The sequence below is a fragment of the Streptomyces sp. ATCC 21386 genome, assembly GCF_018728545.1.
GTDB lineage: Bacteria > Actinomycetota > Actinomycetes > Streptomycetales > Streptomycetaceae > Streptomyces.
In genome coordinates this window covers 5581570-5601570 of record NZ_JAAVVL010000001.1, presented here as the reverse complement: position 1 = coordinate 5601570, position 20001 = coordinate 5581570, and the positions used below count along the sequence as shown (strand labels likewise).

General features: G+C 72.4%; 21 protein-coding genes and 1 pseudogene. 18 read left to right on the top strand and 4 right to left on the bottom strand.

Translation table 11 applies throughout. From position 1 onward, the window contains the following. Window positions 1–61: 61 nt before the first annotated feature. The 5 genes from GWK25_RS23935 to GWK25_RS23915 all read left to right on the top strand — a co-directional run bounded on the left by GWK25_RS23935 (window position 62) and on the right by GWK25_RS23915 (window position 3939). On the top strand, window positions 62–442 hold the full coding sequence (locus GWK25_RS23935) for a DUF742 domain-containing protein (protein ID WP_215457538.1): 381 nt from the start codon (window positions 62–64) through the stop codon (window positions 440–442). Further along, window positions 390–1016, top strand: a complete 627-nt coding sequence (locus GWK25_RS23930) for an ATP/GTP-binding protein (protein ID WP_251829007.1) — start codon at window positions 390–392, stop codon at window positions 1014–1016. The genes GWK25_RS23935 and GWK25_RS23930 overlap by 53 nt, the downstream gene beginning before the upstream one ends. A 238-nt stretch (window positions 1017–1254) precedes the next feature. Next, window positions 1255–3018 (top strand): SulP family inorganic anion transporter, encoded by a 1764-nt coding sequence (locus GWK25_RS23925; protein ID WP_374200635.1) that lies wholly within the window; start codon window positions 1255–1257, stop codon window positions 3016–3018. Further along, entirely contained in the window at window positions 3015–3416 is a 402-nt protein-coding gene (locus GWK25_RS23920) for a pyridoxamine 5'-phosphate oxidase family protein (protein ID WP_215452824.1), read from the top strand. The genes GWK25_RS23925 and GWK25_RS23920 overlap by 4 nt, the downstream gene beginning before the upstream one ends. A 172-nt stretch (window positions 3417–3588) precedes the next feature. Continuing rightward, entirely contained in the window at window positions 3589–3939 is a 351-nt protein-coding gene (locus GWK25_RS23915; RefSeq protein ID WP_215457537.1) for a helix-turn-helix transcriptional regulator, read from the top strand. Between the two features lie 93 nt (window positions 3940–4032). On the opposite strand, the gene GWK25_RS23910 is transcribed toward GWK25_RS23915, so the two are convergent. Beyond that, window positions 4033–4902, bottom strand: coding sequence for a universal stress protein (locus GWK25_RS23910; RefSeq protein ID WP_215452822.1), 870 nt, complete (start codon window positions 4900–4902; stop codon window positions 4033–4035). A gap of 333 nt (window positions 4903–5235) precedes the next feature. On the opposite strand from GWK25_RS23910, the gene GWK25_RS23905 reads away from it, so the two are divergent. From GWK25_RS23905 to GWK25_RS23890, 4 genes are all read left to right on the top strand, one after another. Next, window positions 5236–5844 carry a hypothetical protein gene (locus tag GWK25_RS23905; RefSeq protein ID WP_215452820.1) on the top strand — a complete coding sequence of 203 codons (609 nt, stop codon included), beginning with the start codon at window positions 5236–5238 and terminating at the stop codon, window positions 5842–5844. A gap of 48 nt (window positions 5845–5892) precedes the next feature. Then, window positions 5893–7248 (top strand): nicotinate phosphoribosyltransferase, encoded by a 1356-nt coding sequence (locus GWK25_RS23900; RefSeq protein ID WP_215452818.1) that lies wholly within the window; start codon window positions 5893–5895, stop codon window positions 7246–7248. Between the two features lie 11 nt (window positions 7249–7259). Next, window positions 7260–7553: a DUF1876 domain-containing protein gene (locus GWK25_RS23895; RefSeq protein ID WP_215452816.1), complete on the top strand. Its 294-nt coding sequence runs from the start codon at window positions 7260–7262 to the stop codon at window positions 7551–7553. Between the two features lie 157 nt (window positions 7554–7710). Continuing rightward, window positions 7711–8622 (top strand): DUF1918 domain-containing protein, encoded by a 912-nt coding sequence (locus tag GWK25_RS23890; protein WP_215452814.1) that lies wholly within the window; start codon window positions 7711–7713, stop codon window positions 8620–8622. 27 nt (window positions 8623–8649) lie between these two features. Here GWK25_RS23890 and GWK25_RS23885 read toward each other — a convergent pair. After that, a pseudogene (locus tag GWK25_RS23885) lies at window positions 8650–8904 on the bottom strand (BON domain-containing protein); the annotation flags it as partial. 308 nt (window positions 8905–9212) lie between these two features. On the opposite strand from GWK25_RS23885, the gene GWK25_RS23880 reads away from it, so the two are divergent. The 5 genes from GWK25_RS23880 (at window position 9213) to GWK25_RS23860 (ending at window position 13270) form a co-directional block, all read left to right on the top strand. Continuing rightward, window positions 9213–9539, top strand: coding sequence for a rhodanese-like domain-containing protein (locus GWK25_RS23880; protein WP_215452812.1), 327 nt, complete (start codon window positions 9213–9215; stop codon window positions 9537–9539). A gap of 194 nt (window positions 9540–9733) precedes the next feature. Then, on the top strand, window positions 9734–11185 hold the full coding sequence (locus GWK25_RS23875; RefSeq protein WP_251829005.1) for a rhodanese-like domain-containing protein: 1452 nt from the start codon (window positions 9734–9736) through the stop codon (window positions 11183–11185). Window positions 11186–11262: 77 nt separating this feature from the next. Beyond that, entirely contained in the window at window positions 11263–11844 is a 582-nt protein-coding gene (locus GWK25_RS23870) for a rhodanese-like domain-containing protein (RefSeq protein WP_215452810.1), read from the top strand. Beyond that, window positions 11841–12815 carry a sulfite exporter TauE/SafE family protein gene (locus GWK25_RS23865; protein WP_215452808.1) on the top strand — a complete coding sequence of 325 codons (975 nt, stop codon included), beginning with the start codon at window positions 11841–11843 and terminating at the stop codon, window positions 12813–12815. The genes GWK25_RS23870 and GWK25_RS23865 overlap by 4 nt, the downstream gene beginning before the upstream one ends. 206 nt (window positions 12816–13021) lie before the next feature. Continuing rightward, on the top strand, window positions 13022–13270 hold the full coding sequence (locus GWK25_RS23860; protein ID WP_215452806.1) for a hypothetical protein: 249 nt from the start codon (window positions 13022–13024) through the stop codon (window positions 13268–13270). Window position 13271: 1 nt separating this feature from the next. Here GWK25_RS23860 and GWK25_RS23855 read toward each other — a convergent pair whose 3' ends face one another. Then, the gene (locus GWK25_RS23855) at window positions 13272–15560 is read right to left on the bottom strand and encodes an MMPL family transporter (RefSeq protein ID WP_215452804.1); all 2289 of its coding nucleotides are present in this window, start codon (window positions 15558–15560) and stop codon (window positions 13272–13274) included. A gap of 175 nt (window positions 15561–15735) precedes the next feature. Here GWK25_RS23855 and GWK25_RS23850 point away from each other — a divergent pair, with 175 nt between their 5' ends. The 4 genes from GWK25_RS23850 (at window position 15736) to GWK25_RS23835 (ending at window position 18987) form a co-directional block, all read left to right on the top strand. After that, window positions 15736–16908, top strand: coding sequence for a histidine kinase (locus GWK25_RS23850; RefSeq protein WP_215452802.1), 1173 nt, complete (start codon window positions 15736–15738; stop codon window positions 16906–16908). After that, window positions 16883–17545, top strand: coding sequence for a response regulator transcription factor (locus GWK25_RS23845; protein WP_215452800.1), 663 nt, complete (start codon window positions 16883–16885; stop codon window positions 17543–17545). The genes GWK25_RS23850 and GWK25_RS23845 overlap by 26 nt, the downstream gene beginning before the upstream one ends. Before the next feature lie 364 nt (window positions 17546–17909). Beyond that, window positions 17910–18197, top strand: a complete 288-nt coding sequence (locus GWK25_RS23840) for a metal-sensitive transcriptional regulator (protein WP_215452798.1) — start codon at window positions 17910–17912, stop codon at window positions 18195–18197. 385 nt (window positions 18198–18582) lie between these two features. Beyond that, window positions 18583–18987: a DUF302 domain-containing protein gene (locus GWK25_RS23835; RefSeq protein ID WP_215452796.1), complete on the top strand. Its 405-nt coding sequence runs from the start codon at window positions 18583–18585 to the stop codon at window positions 18985–18987. 31 nt (window positions 18988–19018) lie between these two features. Here GWK25_RS23835 and GWK25_RS23830 read toward each other — a convergent pair whose 3' ends face one another. Further along, on the bottom strand, window positions 19019–19921 hold the full coding sequence (locus tag GWK25_RS23830) for a universal stress protein (protein WP_215452794.1): 903 nt from the start codon (window positions 19919–19921) through the stop codon (window positions 19019–19021). Window positions 19922–20001: the final 80 nt, after the last annotated feature.

The following is a 20001-nucleotide window of genomic DNA, read 5'->3' as shown; positions in this document are numbered from 1 at the left end:
CGCCCGGAGCGGCCCGCCGGAACGCGTCGACGGGCAGGACCCCGTCGACGGGCCGGAACCGGTGGGCCGCGCCCCCGCGGTCCGGCCGTTCCTGCTGACCGCCGGCCGGGTCTCGGGGGCGGACACAGCGGCGCCCCTCCCGATCGAGACCCAGATCGTGTCGACGTCCGCCGGACTCTCCGTGCTCGGCTCGCTCGCCTTCGAACGCCACGACATCGTCGCCGCGTGCCGACAGCCGCAGTCGGTCGCGGAACTGGCCGCCCGCCTGCGGCTGCACCTCAACGTGGTCCGGGTGCTCGCCGAGGATCTCTGCGCCGCGGGCCACCTGGCGGTCCACGTGCCGCACGCCAGGATCGCCCAGGACATCTCCGTACTGCGAAGGGTCATCAATGGTCTCCGTGCCGTTCCCGACTCACGGGGCACACTCCGCGACAGCGGCTGAACAGCCGCGGCCCGCGCCGCCGTTGCCGGTCAAGCTGGTCATCGCCGGTGGCTTCGGGGTCGGCAAGACCACCACGGTGGGGTCGATCTCCGAGATACGGCCTCTCACCACGGAGGCCGCCATCACCGAGGTCGCCGCGGGGGTCGACGACCTCACCCACACACCCGACAAGACCACCACCACCGTCGCCATGGACTTCGGCTGCATCACCATCGACCCGACCCTGAAGCTGTACCTGTTCGGCACACCGGGCCAGGACCGCTTCGGCTTCATGTGGGACGACATCGTCGACGGCGCTCTCGGCGCCCTGGTCATCGTCGACACCCGCCGCCTCGACGACTGCTACGCCGCCGTCGACTACTTCGAGCACAGGGGAATCCCCTTCGCCGTCGCCGTCAACGCCTTCGACGGAGAGATCGAGCACGGCCTCGACGAAGTGCGGTGGGCTCTGGACATCGCGGAACACGTCCCCCTGACGGTCTTCGACGCGCGCAGGACCGGCTCCGTCCGAGACGCCCTCCTCGTCGTACTCGACGTCGCCCTGTCCCGCGCCGAGTCGGCTGCGGCGAGGTGACGGTTCGCCCCATGAGGAACCGGGTCCGCGCTCGGCGGACCCGGTCACGTGAGGTCGGTCATCCGGGCGGGCCACCGCCTGCAAGCTGAAGGCGGGTCCGGACTCTCCGTCGGTGTTCGCACCTCTTTAGCAATTGCCAAATTTAGCAATTGATAAGATGCGCGCTGAGTGTGTCCGCAGAAGAGATGAGGCCCGTGGTGTCCGTTCCGCTGTACCAGAGGACCGGGGGCGGCACGTCGTGAAGTCGCTCGGCCGGGTCGTGGCCCGAGGTGCCGCACTGTTGCCCCGCCGCGGAGATCTGGCGGAGATACGCCGGAATCCGCGAAGGGATCTACTGGCCGGACTCACGGTCGCGGTCGTGGCGCTGCCGCTCGCGCTCGGATTCGGCGTCTTCTCGGGGCTCGGTGCGGCGGCGGGGCTGGCGACCGCGGTGGTGGCGGGGGCGCTCGCCGCGGTCTTCGGCGGTTCGAATCTGCAGGTGTCCGGGCCGACCGGCGCGATGACCGTGGTGCTGGTGCCGATCGTCGCGGAGCACGGGCCCTCCGGCGTGCTCACGGTCGGTCTGATGGCGGGCGTGCTGCTCGTCGGCCTCGCGCTGCTCAGGACCGGCAAGTACATGCAGTACGTACCCGCGCCCGTGGTGGAGGGCTTCACTCTCGGTATCGCCGCGGTGATCGGACTGCAACAGGTCCCCGGTGCGCTCGGGGTGCCCAAGCCCGAGGGCGACCGCGTCCTGCTGGTGACCTGGCGCGCGCTGGAGGAGTTCGCCAGGAACCCGAACTGGACCGCCGTCGCGTTCGCCCTGTCGGTCGCCGCTCTCGTGCTGGTCGGCGCACGTCTGCGGCCCACCGTCCCCTTCCCCATCCTCGCCGTGATCGCGGCCACCGTCGTCGCGCAGACGGCCGGTCTCGACTCGGCGAAACCGATCGGCGATCTGCCGGCCGGGCTGCCCGCCCCCTCACTGACCTTCCTCGACCTGGGCTCGCTGACCTCGCTGCTCGCCCCGGCGGTGGCGGTGGCGGCGCTTGCGGCCCTGGAGTCCCTGTTGTCGGCGTCGGTCGCCGACGGCATGACGGTGGGCCAGAAGCACGATCCGGACCGCGAACTGTTCGGCCAGGGCGTGGCGAACATCGCCGCGCCCCTCTTCGGGGGTGTGCCCGCGACCGGCGCGATCGCGAGGACCGCGGTCAATGTACGGACCGGCGCGAGTTCCCGGCTCGCCTCCCTGTTCCACGCCGCCGTCCTGGCCGCCATCGTCTTCGCGGCCGCGCCCCTGGTCTCGAAGATCCCCCTCGCCGCCCTCGCCGGCGTGCTGCTGGCCACCGCGGTCCGCATGGTCGAGGTCGGCTCGCTGCGGGCCATGGCCAGGGCCACCCGCTCCGACGCCCTGATCCTCGTTCTGACCGCCGTCGCGACCCTCGCGCTGGACCTCGTCCAGGCCGTCATCGTCGGCCTGCTCGTCGCGGGCGCACTCGCCCTGCGTGCGGTGGCACGCCAGGCTCGCCTGGACCAGGTTCCGCTCGACCGCGGAGACCACAGCGCCCAGGAGCACGCCCTGCTGGCCGAGCACATCGTGGCCTACCGCATCGACGGGCCCTTGTTCTTCGCGGCAGCGCACCGCTTCCTCCTCGAACTGGCCGAGGTGGCCGACGTGCGCGTGGTCATCCTGCGCATGTCCCGCGTGACGACCGTCGACGCCACCGGCGCCCTCGTCCTCAAGGATGTGGTGGAAAAGCTCAATCGCCGGGGCATCGTGGTCATGGCCTCCGGGATCCGTGCCGGTCAGCGGCAGGTCCTGGACTCCGTCGGCGCGTTGGAACTGCTGTGCCGACAGGGTGGCGAGTACGTCACCACCCCCGAGGCGATCCGCAGCGCCCGAGCCCACCTGGAGTGCGCGGGTGTGCTGCCGCCGCGTGGCGCCCGGGAGGCCGCGGAGGTGCTGCCGCCTGGTGGCCGGGCCGCCCGGCCCCTCACCGAGGAGACAGGGGAACCCGTCGTATGAGCACTCCGCCCGCGGCTCTGCGCATGGTCGAGGTGTCCGGCGCCGAGGCACTGTGGCTGCTCGAGGGCAGTTCGCTGGGGCGCCTGGTGTACCCGCACCGGGACCGGCTCGTCGTCCGGCCCGCTCGGCACACCTGGGAGCACGGTCGGCTGGTCGTGCGCACACCCGCGCCCGCCCTCGAGGTCACGGCGACCTACCACGTGGACGAGATCCGTGCCGTGGGAGGCACCGGCTGGCTCGTCACCGTCGCCGGACCGATCGAGGTGGTCACCGACCCCGACGAGGCCGCCCATCATCGGCGCACGCTCTCCGGCTGGGCCCACGGCCCGCACGACACCCTGTTGCGCCTGGTCCCGAAGACCGTGACCGGCTTCCGCCTGATGCGCGCGGAGGTGTGATGGGTTCCCGGCCCGCGATGCGGTCGTCGGCGGTTCCCTTCCGCCGCGCGAATTCGGTGTCGGCGTCCCCACAGGCGAGGATGGACCACATGTGTGTGACAAGTGGGTGGAAGTACTGCGCCACGGAGCGGCCGACCGGGTCGTACCGCGCCACCGGGGAGGGGACTTCACCGTGACGACCCCGCTGTACCAACTCAAGGCCGAGTTCTTCAAGACCCTCGGTCACCCGGCGCGCATCCGGGTACTGGAGCTGCTGAGCGACCGCGAGCACGCCGTGGCGGAGATGCTGCCCGAGGTGGGAATCGAGCCGGCGCACCTGTCACAGCAACTCGCCGTGCTGCGTCGAGCAAACCTGGTGGTGACACGCAAGGAGGGCTCGACGGTGTACTACTCGCTGACCAGCCCAGACATCGCGGAACTACTTCGGGTGGCCCGCACGATCCTGTCCGGCGTGCTGGCCGGCCAGGCCGAACTCCTCGCCGACCTGCGGGCCGCCTCGCCTCACCCCCAGGCACCGTCCTGAGCCGTCGGCCCGCCGGGCTGAACTCGGGAGTTCGGATCCGTCCACGGTCGTCGCGCGGACCTGCTCGAAGCTCGCCTCCCTGTGTGACGCCGTTCATTCATGAGGGACGACGGCGACGGGGCAGCGTCCGTGATGGATGGCCGCGTGAGCCACGTGATCCAGATGGTGCGTGGCACCGTGGTGGTGCACACGCCGTCCGACGACCAGCAGCGCGGCACCTTCCGCGGCGTGCACGACGGCCTTGGCGGGGCTTGTGAGACGGATGGTCTCCTCCGCCTCCACCTGCGGGTACTTCTCGCGCCAGGGCCGCAGAGCCCTGCTCAGCTCCTCATGTGCCTCCCGGGTCAGTTCCTCGCTGACGCCGTGGTCCACTCCCCAGGGCATCCGCGCGTGGAACGGCACGCTGCGCCCGCGGACGGCGAGCAGGGAAACCCCCCGGGCCGCCGCGCTGTGGAACGCGAAGTCGAGCAGTTCGTCGCAGGATCCGTGCGGGTCCATCGCCACGACGACCTTGTCGGCCGAGGGGGTGCGTGGCCGCTCCTCGGTCGGCTCCGCGCGGACCAGGACCACCGGCCGAGCGGCCCGCGCCACGACCGGCATGCTGACGTCGCCCATGAAGTAGCTCTCGGCGGATGCCAGTCCCCGGGACCCCAGCACCAGCATCTCGGACTCCGCGGCGGCGCGGATCAGAGCCTCCTGGGCGTCGTCGGCGACGAGACTGCCGACGACGGACAGGCCCGGATGACGTCCGCTCAGCTCCGCCTGCGCGGTGTGGACCAGGCGCTTCGCCCAGTAGTTCTGGTCGACCTCGGAAGGGACGTGGGTCGGTTCCGGTACCAGCAACGGCCACGCGTGCAGCAGCCTAAGGGGGAGCCTGCGTTGCTCGGCCTCGTCGGCGGCCCAACGGGCGGCGGCCAGGCTCGCGGGTGAACCGTCCAGGCCCACGGTGACGACTGGTTCCATGGCGGCGGCCTCCGTCTCTTGCGAAGCTGGATACGTCGGCGGCCGGCGGCGAAGGAGTCCGCCGGCTCCTGCGGCCCGGATCTCGTCGACCGGCCGGGGGTGCTGCGTTTCCCTCCTTCGAGGAGTACCGCAATCCCCCCGACCTCGCATGTGGACCGAGGACGGGAAGTGAGCGAGGGCTCGGATTCCCCGCGTCGGGCCGCGCGGTCGGGCCTTTGCGGGCCCACATGCTCGGCGGCAGGGACATTCGGCCCTATGGCCGGAGCCCGCCCATGTCCGAAGGTGGGACCAGCACCCGGGGGGAGCGACCAGCGAGCAGCTGGAGGCCGACCCATGAGCGCACCAGGAACGCCGTACACGCCGGATCCGTCCTCCCCGCGCGGCGAGCACCTGCCCGGGGGCGCGAACCCGCTGAGGCGTCCGTCCGACCGGTTCGAGTCCTGGCTCCGGCGCCTTCTGCTGGTCGTGCTCCTGTTCGGGCTGCCGGTGGCCGCCTACGGCGCGGGGACGACGGTGTACGAGTCGTCGATGGAGACCGTCCGGGCCCAGGCCGCGGAACGGCACGAGATCACCGCCCGGCTGACGGAGGATCTCGACCGTGACAACGACGCGTCGAAGCAGCTGGCGCGGGTCAGCTGGGCCGACGAGGAGAGCGGCGGCGTACGTACCGGGAACGCCCTGGTGAAGGCGGGGACCGACAGGGGCGCGTCCGTGCGCGTGTGGCTGGACCGCGACGGGAACCTCACCTCGCCGCCCATGAACACGCTCAACGCGAAGAGTTCCGGCTGGCTGGCCGGCGGCATGGCGGCGTTCGGAGTGGCCTTCGGCTGCTACGCGGTCCGGTCGGGCACCCGTCTGCTGCTGGACCGCGCGAGGTACGCGCGGTGGGCCGCCGACTGGGACCGGGTGGAGCCGCTGTGGTCGGCCCGCTTCCGCGGATGACGCACTCGGATCGGACGCGGGCCGCGCGAGCGGGAGGAGGCGGCCGGAATGTCGGACGCGACGACCACCGACCTGTACGAGGTGACGATGGCCATGTCCTACCTGCGGGAGGGGATGACCGCCCCGGCGACGTTCAGTCTCTTCGTCCGTGACCTGCCCCCGGAGCGCGGCTTCCTGGTCACGGCCGGACTGGAATCGGCGCTGGACCACCTGAGCGGATTCCATGTCGGCCCCGAGGACGTCGACGCCTTCGCCGCCGCGCTGCACCGGCCACGCCGGGATCTGGAACCCCTGCTCGGCCTGGAGTTCACCGGGCGGGTACGGGCGGTGCCGGAGGGGCGGGTCGTGCTCGCCGGTGAGCCCCTGCTGGAGGTGACGGCACCCCTGCCCGAGGCACAGCTGGTGGAGACGTACCTGCTGAATCAACTCACCCATCAGACGGTCGTCGCCTCGAAGGCCGCACGGTGCGCGCTCGCGGCGGCCGGCCGGCCGCTGGTGGATTTCTCCCTGCGCCGCACGCACGGTCCGCAGGCGGGGTTCCAGGCCGCCCGGCTCGGAGCGCTGGCGGGATTCGCCGGGACCAGCAATGTGGCGGCGGCCACAGCGCTCGGCATCCCCGCCGTCGGGACGATGGCCCACTCCTACGTGGAGGCGTTCGCCTCGGAGGAGGACGCCTTCCGCGCGTTCGCCCGCGCCCACCCGGGCCCGGTGACTCTGCTGGTGGACACCTACGACACCGAGGAGGGCGTCCGTGCGGCGGCGCGCGTCCTGTGCGACCCGGACCTCGCGGCCCGCGGACCCGGCTCCGCCGTACGGCTGGACAGCGGCGACCTCGGGGAGCTCGCGGTGCGGGCCCGGTCCGTCCTCGACCACGCGGGCCTGCCGGGGGTGCGGATCGTCGTCAGCGGCGGTCTCGACGAGTACGCCGTCGACGACCTGGTGCGCTCCGGAGCACCGATCGACACCTACGCCGTCGGCACCCGCGTGGGGGTGGCGGCGGACGCGCCGTATCTGGACTCGGCGTACAAAATGGTGGAGTACGACGGCCGCCCGGTGATGAAGCTGTCGTCGGCCAAGGTGACGGCCCCGGGTGCCAAACAGGTGTTCCGCCGCCGCGGCTGCGCCGATGTGCTCGGCCTCGCCGACGAGGAGCCACCGGGCGATGCCGTGGCGTTGCTGGAGACGGTGATGCGGAACGGACGGCGCACGCGAGGGCCGTCCACGCTCGACGAGTGCCGGGCGAGATGCGCGGACGACTTGGCGGAACTGCCGTCGTCGGCCCGGCGGATCAGAGCACCGGTGGCACCCCGCGCCGCGCCCTCGGAGCGGCTGACCGGACTCACCGCACAGGTCCGGCACCGCGTCGAGAACATGGTCGCGGCCCGTCGGCCCGTGCCGGGATGAGGAGGAAGGCCATGGCGCACACGTCGGAATGGAGGGTTCGCCTCCATCTCTCCGAGGACGACGAAGGCACGACCGAGGCCCGTGTGGTGCTGGACACAGGCGCCACGCAGATCGTCGGCCGCGGCTCGGCGCACCGGCATCCCGCGGACGCCGATGTGCCGGAGATCGGTGACGAACTGGCGGCGGGCCGCGCGATGAACAACCTCGCCCGGCAGCTGATCAGGGCCGCCGAGCGTGACATCGAGGGCGTGGGAGCGGCACGGCCCAGCAGCACGCGGGCCCAGGCCATCGGGTGGCCCCTGTGAAGACCGGACGGCCCCTGATGCCACGACGGGGCACGAGGCCCGAAGGAGCCCCGTCCTGCGGGCCCGAGGGCCGACGGGTGGCCTCCGTCGGCCCGACCTCGCCGCCACGGGCCCCGGTCCGTGGCACAGCACAGAAGACTCTGGGAAGTGGGGCGACATGCAAGCTCATCTCGGCGACCAGCTCGTCATCGAAAGCACGACGTCCGGCGCCACCCGGCGGGACGGGGAGATCGTCGGACTCCACCACGAGGACGGAACACCGCCCTACGACGTGCGCTGGTCGGACACGAACGAGGTGACGCTCGTGTTCCCCGGCCCCGACGCCCACGTCAACCATCTCGAGTCCGCATCGCCCTCGACGGCCCCCCGCGCGGCGCACGACGGACCCGCCGACGCCGAACGGGCACCGTCGTCGGACGCCGTCGGTCCCGGTGACATCGGCCGACGCGTGCGCGCGGAACGACAGCGGCGGGGACTCAGCCGCGAGGAGACGGCCCGCCGCGCACGGATGTCGCCCGGCTACCTGGCGTATCTGGAGGAGTATCCCGCCGACCCGACCAGGGCGGTCCTCATCAACCTGGCCGACGCGCTGGGCACCACCGCCACCGCTCTGCGCGGAGGGGGCGTCGATCTGCCGCCGGGCCAGGGGCAGGCACTGCCGCATCCGCGGCTGAGCGACCTCGACGTGGACGAATGCCGCGGGCTGCTGTCCACGCACGGCGTGGGACGCGTCGCGGTGACGGCCCCCGACGGCCGCCCGGCGGTCGTCCCGGTCAACTACGAGGTCGTCGGCGACACCATCGCCTTCCGGACCGCCCCCGAGTCGCTGCTCGCGGCGGCCGTCGGAACGGAGGTCGCCTTCGAGGTCGATCACGTGGACGAGCCGCTGAGCCAGGGCTGGAGCGTGCTCGCCGTCGGCACCGCGAGTGTCGTCACGGAAGACGGAGCCGTACGCCGCCTCACCGAGCGGGCGCACACGACGCCGTGGTCGGGCGGCGCTCGCGACATGTGGGTGTCCATCCGGGCCGAGAGCCTGACCGGTCGACGGATCACGCCGGCGGAGGAGTGAGGTGGCGCCCCGGCCTGCGGCCGCCGGTCAGCCCTCGTCCCCCGGGCCGGGGGCGGCGTCCCCGTCGCCGAGCCGGGCGTGCACGTCCACCACGCCCTCCACGGCGCGGACCAGCCGCTCGGCGACCCAGCCCGGCGCGGGATCCCGGACACCACCGCGCAGGGTGAGGACCCCGTCGTGCACGGACGCATGGATCGTGTGGCGGAGTGCGGGGAAGAGGTAGGCCACCACCGTGCGGCGCACTTCCTCCTCGATGTCCTCGTCCGACCGCAGGAAGACCTTCGGCCACGGCCGGGAAGGCGTGGGCTCCGGGCGGGTGTCGCCTCATGGTGCCCATCGGGATCCGGTCCGGCGCGGCCGACGACGTGCGCCACGGATGTCCGTCCGTGGGAGCACCGGTGCTGCCGCCGCACCCGTGCTCCCACGCTTCAGGCCCTGGTCAATCCGGGCTCGTTCGCGCCGTGGCCTGAGAGCTGCCGGAGGTGCGTTGCCTCGCGGGCAATTACCCCTGGGGGTATTTGACGAGCCTCCGGGAGCGGTCGTACTCTCGCTGGAGAGATACCCCCGGGGGTAATTGAGGAGGCAACGCAGTGGCTCACGAAGTGACGCAGGAAGCGTTCGCGGCGGCCTGGGCCGACGGTGCGCTCGTGATCGATGCACGAGAGATGGACGAGTACGCGGCCGCGCACGCGCCCGGCGCACGGCTGACGCCGCTGCGAACGGCGCCCGGCCGGCGCGGTGAACTGCCCTCCGGACGGCCAATGTTCGTGAACTGCGCCAGCGGCCACCGCAGCAGGAAAGCCAGCAACTGGATGACGCCCCCCGGTGTGGACGCCCGCGCCGCGGCCGGCAGCACCGGCACCTGGGCACGCACCCGCCGGCCCGTCACGGTCGGCGCGCGCGAGGACGCCGCCTGACCCCCGTCCGACACCCGTCGCACGAGACCGACTTCGTGCGCCCACCCATGCACTGGCGCGGCACGCTCACCGGCCGCCTCTGATCCGCCCGGTCCACCCCTGACGCGTCTCTGATCTCACGAGGGTGGACCCGTCGCTCCGATATACCCCCTGGGGTATTTTTCCCAGCTCCCGAACACGGAGGTCACCGCACCATGTTCTTCGCCCAGTACTACCTCGACTGCCTCTCCCAGGCCTCGTACATGATCGCCGACGAGACCACCGGCAGGGCCGTCATCGTCGACCCCCGCCGCGACATCTCCGAGTACCTCGCCGATGCCGAGCTGCACGGTTTCACCATCGAGGCCGTCATCAACACCCACTTCCACGCCGACTTCCTCGCCGGCCACCTGGAACTCGCCGACCGCACCGGCGCCTGGATCGGCTACGGGCAGCGGGCCGAGGCCGAGTACCCCATCCGCAAACTCGCGGACGGCGAGCGGATCGGCCTCGGCGACGTCCACCTGCGGATCCTCGAAACCCCCGGCCACACACCGGAATCCATCAGCGTCCTGGTGTACGAGCACACCGCCGACACCGTGCCCTACGGGGTGCTCACCGGCGACGCGCTGTTCATCGGCGACGTCGGCCGACCCGATCTGCTGGCATCGATCGGCGTGACCGCCGACGAACTCGGTCACATGCTCTACGACACCGTCCAGCACAAGCTGATGGCGCTGCCGGACGCCGTCCGGGTCTTTCCCGCCCACGGCGCCGGCTCGGCCTGCGGCAAGAACCTCTCCACGCGGCGGCAGTCCACGATCGGCGAGCAGCGGGTCTCCAACTACGCCTGCCGTCCGATGAGCAAGGAACGTTTTGTCGAGCTGGTGACGGCCGGGCAGCCCGCCGCGCCGGCCTACTTCGTCCACGACGCCGTCCTCAACCGCAAGGAACACGGTCTGTTCGACGCGACCGCCGTGCCACGTCCGCTCTCGGTCGAGGAGTTCATGCGGCGGCGAGCGGCCGGCGCGATCGTGATCGACGCCCGCTCGCCGCAGGACTTCGCGCCCGGACACCTGCGCGGCTCGGTCAACGTGCCCGCCGACGGCCGCTTCGCCGAACAGGCCGGCATGGTCCTCGGGCCGGAGCAGGAGATCGTCGTGGTCGCGCCGCAGGACCGCGAGGAGGAGGTCGTCACCCGGCTCGCCCGGATCGGCTTCGACAGGGTCGGCGGCTATCTGCGCGAGCCCGAGGGGGCCTTTCCCGCTCTGGCCGACGAGATGGAGCGGGCGAGCCGGCTGACCGCCGACGAACTGCGGCGGCTGCTGGACGGCCGGGAGCCGCCGCTGGTGCTCGACGTGCGCAACACGGCCGAACGCGAGGAGGGCTTCGTCGAGGGCTCGTCGCACATCCCCCTGGCCGAACTCACCCGCCGTGTCGACGAGATCCCGGCCGACCGGCCCCTGGTCGTCCACTGCGCGGGCGGCCACCGCTCCTCCGTCGCCGCCAGTTGGCTGCGCCACCGGGGCCGCACCGACGTCTCCGACCTGCTCGGGGGCTACGGCGCCTGGCTCGCCCTGCCCGCTCCGGCCGCCACCGCCGCGCGCGGCCTCGCTCCGGCGGCAGACACCCCCGCCGTGGGAGAACCGCGATCGGTCGACGCCTGATCCAGCACGCCCCGGGCGGCGACCACCTCCGTCGGACGCCGCCCGGTCCGCCCCCGCACGACACACCGAGGATCCCCATGACCACGCACGCCGACACGCCGCGACTCGACCCCGCCGCACTGCGCGACCTGACCGGGAACAGCGACAGCCCACGACTGTTGGACGTCCGCACCCCCGGCGAGTTCCGCACCGCCCACATTCCCGGCTCCTACAACGTCCCCCTGGACACCCTGCGCGAACACCGCGCCGAGCTCCTCCGGCACCTCGACGAGGACGTCGTCCTCATCTGCCGCTCCGGAGCCCGCGCCGCCCGAGCCGAAGAGGCGCTCGCCGAGGCCGGACTGCCCAACCTGCGCGTACTCGACGGCGGTGTCACCGCCTGGGAGGCCGCCGGTGGCCCCCTCACCCGTGGGCCGGACCGCTGGGACCTGGAACGCCAGGTACGTCTCGTCGCGGGGCTGCTCGTACTCCTCACCGGTGTCGCAGGCGTGTTCCTGCCCGGACTGCACCTCATCGGCACGGCCGTCGGCGCCGGACTGACGGTCGCCGCCCTCACCAACACCTGTGCGCTGGGCATGCTGCTGGCGAAGCTGCCCTACAACCGCGGTCCGCGCACCGACATCGACGCCGTCGTCGCCGCCCTGCGGGGCACGTCGTGATCGTCCTTGTCGTCGCCGCGTCCCTGCTCATCGGCGTCGCCCTCGGCATCCTGGGCGGCGGCGGCTCCATCCTGACCGTGCCCGTCCTCGTCTATCTGGCGGGGATGGGGACCAAGGAGGCGATCGCCACCTCGCTGTTGGTCGTCGGCGTCACCAGCGCCGCCGGGGTGGTCTCCCACGCCCGCGCGGGACGTGTCCGCTGGCGCACCGGACTGCTGTTCGGCGTGGCCGGCATGACCGGCGCCTACGCGGGCGGGCGCCTGGCAGCGTTCGTGCCCGACACCGTCCTGCTCGTCGCGTTCGCCCTCATGATGCTCGCCACCGCCGCCGCCATGATCCGGGGACGCCGACGGCAACCGGAGAAGGAGCACCGCGACTTCCCCGTCCCCCACGTCATCGTGGACGGCGTCGCCGTCGGCCTGGTCACCGGACTGGTCGGCGCCGGCGGCGGCTTTCTCGTCGTCCCCGCCCTCGCCCTGCTCGGCGGGCTGCCGATGGGTGTCGCCGTCGGCACCTCACTGCTCGTCATCGCCATGAAGTCCTTCGCAGGCCTTGCCGGGTACCTCGCCGTCGTGCACGTCGACTGGGGATTCGCGGCGCTGGTCACCTCGGTCGCCGTCGTCGGCGGTCTCCTCGGCGGACGGCTCGCCGGACGCATCCCGCAGGAGACGCTGCGCAAGTCCTTCGGCTGTTTCGTCGCCGTCATGGGCGCCCTCGTCCTCGGCCTGCAGATCACCCCCGGCCCGCGCCAGACGCTGTTCTCCAGCCCCTGGACCTGGACGGCCGTGGCAGCGGCGGCGGCCGCTGCCGTAGCGCTCGGAGTGCGGCACCTGTTGCGCGGCACCGTACCCCGACCGGTCCACGGCGCCGACGGGCGGTCCCCGGCCGACGGTGAGCGAACGGTCGCGCGGCTCCCGCGCGAGGCCTCCGTCGACCGCGTCGGTTCGACAGCGTCACGGGGCGACGCGTAGCGGCGTGCCACACCCGGCCGTTGCCGGGTCACGGATCGCCCCTCGACGCGCGGAGCGTCGCGGGACGGACGAGCCCCACCACCGTGCGTGCACCCGGAACAGAACCGTCCCGTTCGACGCTGCAACTGCATACCCGTGCCGGTGTGCACGCCGTGGCCCGTTCTCCACGGATCCCTCGGACGACGCGACAGAGGAGCGTGACGACAATGGCGATCACCGAACACGAACGGCCGCTCCAGAGCGGAGGCGGCTCCCTCGTGACCACCTGCGGACGGCGGATGTCCGTGCGGTGCCTGCGGCTCGCCCCCGCGGACCGGCCCATCGGCCGGGTCACGCTGGACGTGGGCCGGGACCGGGGCGGCGAGCCGGGCGTATGGGCGGCCCTGACCGCCGACGAGGCACGCGAGTTGGCCCGGCTGCTCCTCCAGCACGCCGACCTCGCCGAACAGGGCTGAGTCAACGCTCGATCAGCCGTGGACCCGGGGCCTCAACGATGGATTCCGCGTCGATGTCGTCGATGTCGTCAGTGCCGTCGGTGCCGACCGGGCCGCGGGGCAGCAGCCGGTCCAGCCACTTCGGCAGCCACCAGTTGGTCCTGCCGAGGAGCGTCATGGTCGCCGGTACCAGCACCATGCGCACGACCGTGGCGTCGATGAAGATCGCGGTGGCCAGGCCGAGCCCGAACATCTTGGTGGAGGGGTCCTCGGCGACGGCGAAGGACAGGAAGACCGCCACCATGATGAGGGCGGCCGAGGTGATGATCCGGGCGGTGCCCGAGACGCCCTCGACGATCGCCGTGCCGTTGTCGCCGGTGCGCAGGTACTCCTCGCGCACCCGCGAGAGGAGGAACACCTCGTAGTCCATCGACAGGCCGAACAGGATGGCGAAGAGGAACATCGGAATGAACGACACGATCGGAACCGTCGCCTCCAGCCCGATGAGCGCGCCTCCCCAACCCCACTGGAAGACCGCGACCATGACGCCGTAGGCGGCGCCGATGCTCAGCAGGTTCAGCAGTACCGCCTTGAGCGGTACGACGACCGAGCGGAAGACCAGCATCAGCAGCAGGAACGAGAGCGCCAGCACGGCGGCGACGAACAACGGCAGGCGTTCGCTGGTGCGTTGCCCCACGTCGGACAGGCTCGCGGCGGCTCCGCCGACATGCGCCCTGGCCGGGCCGTGCCCGATCGCCGTGGGCAGCACGTCGGTGCGCAGCCGGGTGATGGTGTCGGCCGTGGCCTTGTCCTGGGGGCTGGTGGTCGGGAACACCACGAGGGTCGCGATGCCGGTGGCCCGATCGGTCTGCGTGGGCGCGACGGATGCGATGCCCGGGTCCGCCGCGACCGCCCCGACGAGTCGGTCCAACGCTCCCGGATCACCGGCGGGGTCCGCGGCGATGACGAGGGGGCCGTTGGTGCCCGGGCCGAACCCCTCGGCGACGAGGTCGTAGGCGCGGCGCTCGGTACGGCTGTGGGGCAGTGAGCCGTCGTCGGGCAGGCCCACGCGCAGGCCGAGCACGGGCAGCGTCGCGGTCAGCAGCAGCCCCACCGCGCCGACGGCGTACGGCACCGGGTGCCGGCTGACGTGCCCGATCCAGCGCCGCCACCCGGCGGCGGGAGCGGCACCCGCCACCGTGTCCCGCCGCCGCGCGAGTCGGCCCAGCTTCCCGGTCCGCAGAGCCCGGCCGATCCGGCCGGTCCGGGCGAGACGTGGGCCGGCGGCGCCGAGGAAGGCCGGCAGCAGCGTCACCGACGCGAGCACCATGGTCAGAACGACGATCGAGACGGCGAGCCCGCCCACCGTCATGAACGGCACGTTGGCGGCCGCCAGGCCGAGGATCGATACGACGACGATGCCGCCGGCGAAGACCACCGGTCGCCCCGCGGTGGCCACCGCTCGTCCCGCCGCCTCGTGCGGATCGAGCCCGCGTGCCAGGTGATCCCGGTGCCTGGCGAGCACGAACAGCGCGTAGTCGATGCCCACTCCGAGCCCGACCATGCTGCCCAGGACCGGTGCGAAGGTGGGGACGTCCGTCACCCCCGCCAGCACCGTCATCGTGGCAACCCCGACGGTCAGCCCGAAGACCGCCATGCCGATCGGCAGCGCGGCGGCGACGAACGAACCGAACGCCAGGAACAGGATCGCGGCCGCGGCGAGGAGGCCGATCAGCTCGCTCGCGCCGCCGTCGGGCTCGGAGAAGGCGTAGAAGAGGTTCCCACCCATCTCGATGCGCAGCGGCAGCTCGGTGCGCATCCGGTCGCCGAGATCGACGAGGGCGTCGAGGTCTTCGGCCGACAGCCGGCTCTGGTCGGGGTACTGCACCCGGACGACCGCGATCCGCCCGTCGGCCGAGACAAGGCCGCCGCGCACGGCGGTGTCGCCGCCCGCGTCGAGCGCCCCCGCCGGGTCGCTCGTGCCGAGTACGTGCGGCAGCCGCCCCACCTCTGCCCGCAGCCGCGTGAGAGCGGTGCGCGCGCCGTCGTCGTCGAAGAACGTCGCCCCGTCGTCGAGGGGGGTGACAACCACTTGTGCGGTCATCCCCTCCTCGCCGGTACCGGCCCGCTCGATCAGGTGTGCGGCCCGTTGGGAGTCCAGTCCCGGAGCGGTCATCGAGTCGGCGGGCCGCCCGCCGATGGCGATCGCGGCGAGGACGGCAAGCGTGGCGGCGATGAGCCATGCCGCGATCACCCGCCATGGATGGCGGGCGGCGCTTGCGCCCAGGCGCAACAGGGCTTTCGAGAGCATCGGGTCCTCCAACCACCTTGTCGGCCGTCCTTGTACAGCCGCCGATGCCGAGGTTCGTCGCCACGGCGCTGTGCGGCATCGGCTCGTGGGCCGCGGATCCGTCGGCCCCAAGTCGGAGTGAGGCCCCGTCCTTTCGGCCGATGCGCGGCGCGGCACGGTCCCTAGGCTGAGAACCGTGCTGCGAGACGACCTGCGAACCCTGTGGACCGAGCCCCGGCCGCCCGACGCGCCCGCCCGGGTGTGGCGGGACTGGGCGCTGCTCGCCGCGAGCCTGGGCGGTGTGGTGCTGGAGGCCACCCTGCGCGAGAACGTCGTGTGGCGGCCGGTGGCGGTGGTGTTCGCCGTTTGGCTGTGCCTGCTGCCCCTGTGGCGCCGGGCCCGCCCGCTGGCGATGGTCACGCTGGCTTTCGGCTCGGTGCTGCTGCTCCAGGTGGCCTCGCTCGTCGCCGCACAGCGCGAGCCCGTCGGCCTGGACACGGGCGCCGTCGTGCTCGTGCTGGTGTACGCGCTGCTCCGGTGGGGATCGGGACGCGAGGTCGTGCTGGGCGGCGCGGTGATCCTCGCGGTCGGCGCGCTGTGTGTCGTCATGTACGAGAGCCCGGTCGTCGAAAAGGTCGTGGGTTACGTCTTCCTGCTGCTGCCCGGCGTGGTCGGGGCCGCCGTGCGGTTCTGGGTGACCGCTCGCGAGCGGCAGTTGGAGCAGGTGCGCTCCCGCGAGCGCGAGCAGCTCGCCCGGGAACTGCACGACACGGTGGCCCACCACGTGTCGGCCATGGTGATCATCGCCCAGGCGGGTCGGGTGCTCGCGGGCGCCGACCCCTCCGCCGCCGTCGAGGCGCTGGAGGGGGTCGAGGAGGAAGGGGCGCGCACGCTGGAGGAAATGCGGGCCATGGTCGCCGCGCTGCGCGACCGCGGGGTCGGCGCCGAGCTGGCGCCGCCTGCCGGAGTCGCGGATCTGGAGCGCCTGGTGCGCACCCCGGGTGGTCGCCTCAGGGTCGACCTGGGGCTCGACGGCGAACTGGACGCGCTGCCCCCGGCCGTGGACGCGGCCGTCTACCGGATCGTGCAGGAGTCGGTGACCAACGCGCTGCGCCACGCGGTCGACGCGACCGAGCTCGTCGTTCGGGTCGCCGCGGAACCGCACACGGTACGGGTGAGCGTGCGCGACGACGGTCGACGCACCGGCCGGGGCCGCGACGGATACGGGCTTGCCGGACTGCGCGAGCGCGCGACCCTGCTCGGCGGCACACTACGAGCCGGACCGGGTACCGAACGGGGCTGGCACGTCGAGGCCGAACTGCCGAGAGTGAGGAGCGAGAGCGGTGTCCATTCGCGTCCTCGTCGCTGACGACCAGACGATCATCCGCACCGGGTTGCGGATCATGCTGAACGCCCAGCCCGGCATCGAGGTGGTCGGCGAAGCCGCCGACGGACGCGACGCGGTACGCCTGGCCCGCGAACTGCGCCCCGACGTCTGCCTGTTCGACATCCGCATGCCCCTGCTCGACGGACTCGAGGCCACTCGGCTGATCGCCGGCCCGGGCGTCGCCGACCCGATGGTCGTGGTCGTCATCACCACGTTCGACCTCGACGAGTACGTCTACGGCGCACTGCGTGCCGGCGCCCGCGGATTCCTCCTCAAGGACACGGGACCGGACCTTCTTGCCCAGGCCGTACGGTCGGCGTCCGACGGTGAGGCTCTCATCGCACCCAGCGTCACCGTGCGTCTGCTCCAGGCGTTCGCGGACCTGCCCGCCGGCCGGCCCGCGGCCCAGCCGGTCTCCCCCGTCACCGCCCGCGAGGAGCAGGTGCTCCTGGCCGTCGCTCGCGGGCTGACCAACACCGAGATCGCCGATGCGCTGCACATCAGCCTCAGCACGGTGAAGACACATCTGGCCAGCCTGATGGCCAAACTCGGTGCCCGCAACCGGGTCGAGATCGCGATGTGGGCCTACGAAACGCGCCGTATCCTCCCCGGAACCTGAGCCGGGTGCCGGGGCATGTCCCACGAGTCGCCGCCAGGACATCAGTGCACCCTTGGCTCGGGAATCGTTACGCCAGCCGTCTGTCCGCCGACTCCGCCACCTCCCCCGCACAGCTCGCCGAGGCCGTGCACGGCTGCGAGGGCATCAAGCTCGGCCGGACACGCGTCAACTGCCGGCCGGCTTCGAGCACATGCGCTGGTCCCCGCTGCCGCCCGGCCGCCTGGAACAAAACCGCGTCGGCACCGGTTGAACCGGGCGGCCGGACGCCCCGCAGGGTAACCGTGGGCGTGCGAACGACCGATGGTCGACACCCACCCGAATCGGGACGTAGAGTACCCCCAGGGGTATTACGCGAGGAGTGATCGTGAACTTGGAGCTCGAGGGTGCGGACCTGCGGACCGTCCTGAACCGGCTGCGCCGAGCGCAGGGCCAGATCTCCGGCGTGATCCGGATGATCGAGGAGGGTCGGGACTGCGAGGACGTCGTCACCCAACTCGCGGCCGCCTCCCGCGCACTGGACCGGGCCGGTTTCGCGATCATCGCGACGGGACTCCAGCAGTGCGTGTCCGACATCGAGTCGGGCCGCCGAGACGGCGAGGCCACCGAGCAGACACGCGCCCGCCTCGAGAAGCTCTTCCTGTCCCTGGCCTGAGCACCCTCGCCACCGGCCGGCCCGCGCGGCGGGGAGCCGCCGACCGTACGGGACGCAGCCGCGCCCCGGACGAGCGCCCCCGGCCCACAGGACGCTCACGGCAGGCCGGTTGCCACGTCCGGACACCGGAAACGGTGCAAGGCGCCCACCCCTGACCGGTCGGCGGCGGCGCGTGCACGCCGCACGCCGGGAACGAGTCCGGCACCCGCCCGGCGACACGGCTCACCCAGGTCCGCTGCCCCCTTCCCCCACCGTCACGCATCGCTCCGCGCGCACGTGCGACCACGGGCGCGCATCGTTCTCGGCAGCTGTACGCCCAGGAGTATCCTGGGTACCCCAGGGGGTATTTCCGACCGGGCGAGACGACCGAAGGGCAGACATCGCCATGCGCTACGACCGCACCGTGAACCTCGACGTCGCCTTCACCACCGCCGTCGGCCTGGTGCGCGACGCCCTCGCCGAGCAGGGCTTCGGCGTCCTCACCGAGATCGACGTCACGGCCACCCTGAAGGCGAAGCTGGACCACGACATGGAGGACTACGTCATCCTGGGCGCCTGCAACCCCTCCCTCGCCCACCGAGCCCTGGACACCGACCGCTCCATCGGCCTGCTGCTGCCCTGCAACGTCGTGGTCCGCCGCAACGGCGACCACACCGCCGTACAGGTCCTCGATCCGAGCACCATGGTCGCCCTGACCGAACTCGACGGCCTCCGCCCCGTCGCCGAGGAAGCCACCCGCCGCCTCGACGCCGCCCTGGCCTCGCTCGTGAAGGGCGACATCGGGAGCTGACACCGCGCCACCCGCGGGCACCGCCCGTGGCTCACCCGTGGGGGACGACGGCCACCGGGCAGGTCACCCGATGGACGGCGGCGTGGGTGACCGGTCCGATGCGCGGGAACGTCGGCCGGTCCGTCAGGCGGTGGCCCACGACGAGGAGGCTCGCCGCCGAGGCGGCACGCACCAGCGTGGTCGCGGCCCTGCCCTCGGCCACGGTCTCCAGCACAGTCGTCTCGGGGTACTTGTCCCGCCACGTCTGCAACACCGCGGACATGAACCCCTGCCACTCCTGCCCCTGAAGCACCTCGTCCACCAGGCCCACCTCCCCGGGGCCCAGAGAGATCGCGGACGGGGACTGCCAGACGTGCACGACCCGCAGACGGGCGTGGCGCAGTCGAGCCGCCTCGAACGCGAACTCGATCACCTCGTCGCACGGATCGTTGAGGTCAAGGCCCAACACCACGTCCTGGCGGCCGGTGAGGGCCGACGCGCCGCCGTCCGCCTCGGGCGAACGCTCGTCGGCGGCCTCTTCCTCGGCCCGTACGAGGACGACGGGGCGGGTGGCCTTCGCGACCACGCCCAGGGCGACGGAACCGACCAGGAACCCCGTGAATCCGCTCAGTCCGCGCGAGCCCAGCACGAGCAGTTCGGCCTGGTCCGCGGCCTTCAGCAAGGCCGGGGTGGCCGGGCCCTCGGCCTGCTCGTCGGTCAGTCGCACCGTGGGGCACCCCGCACGGACCCGGGCCTCCGCCTGGCGCAGGACCCGTCGCCCCAGGTACCGCTGAACGGCGTGCTCGCCCTCGCCCTCCGAGGAGCGGGGTTCCCAGTTCCAGGCGTGTACTAGACGAAGGGCGCGCCCCCGAAGGGCGGCCTCGCGCGCCGCCCACACAGCGGCGGCCAGGCTCTGCGCCGATCCGTCCACACCGGCGACCACAGGCGGCAGCATGATGAGTCCCTCCCCCTTTTCCATCCACTCGTCCATTCGGTCCACTCGTCCCGGTCGGCTCGCGGTCGACTCGTCACCCT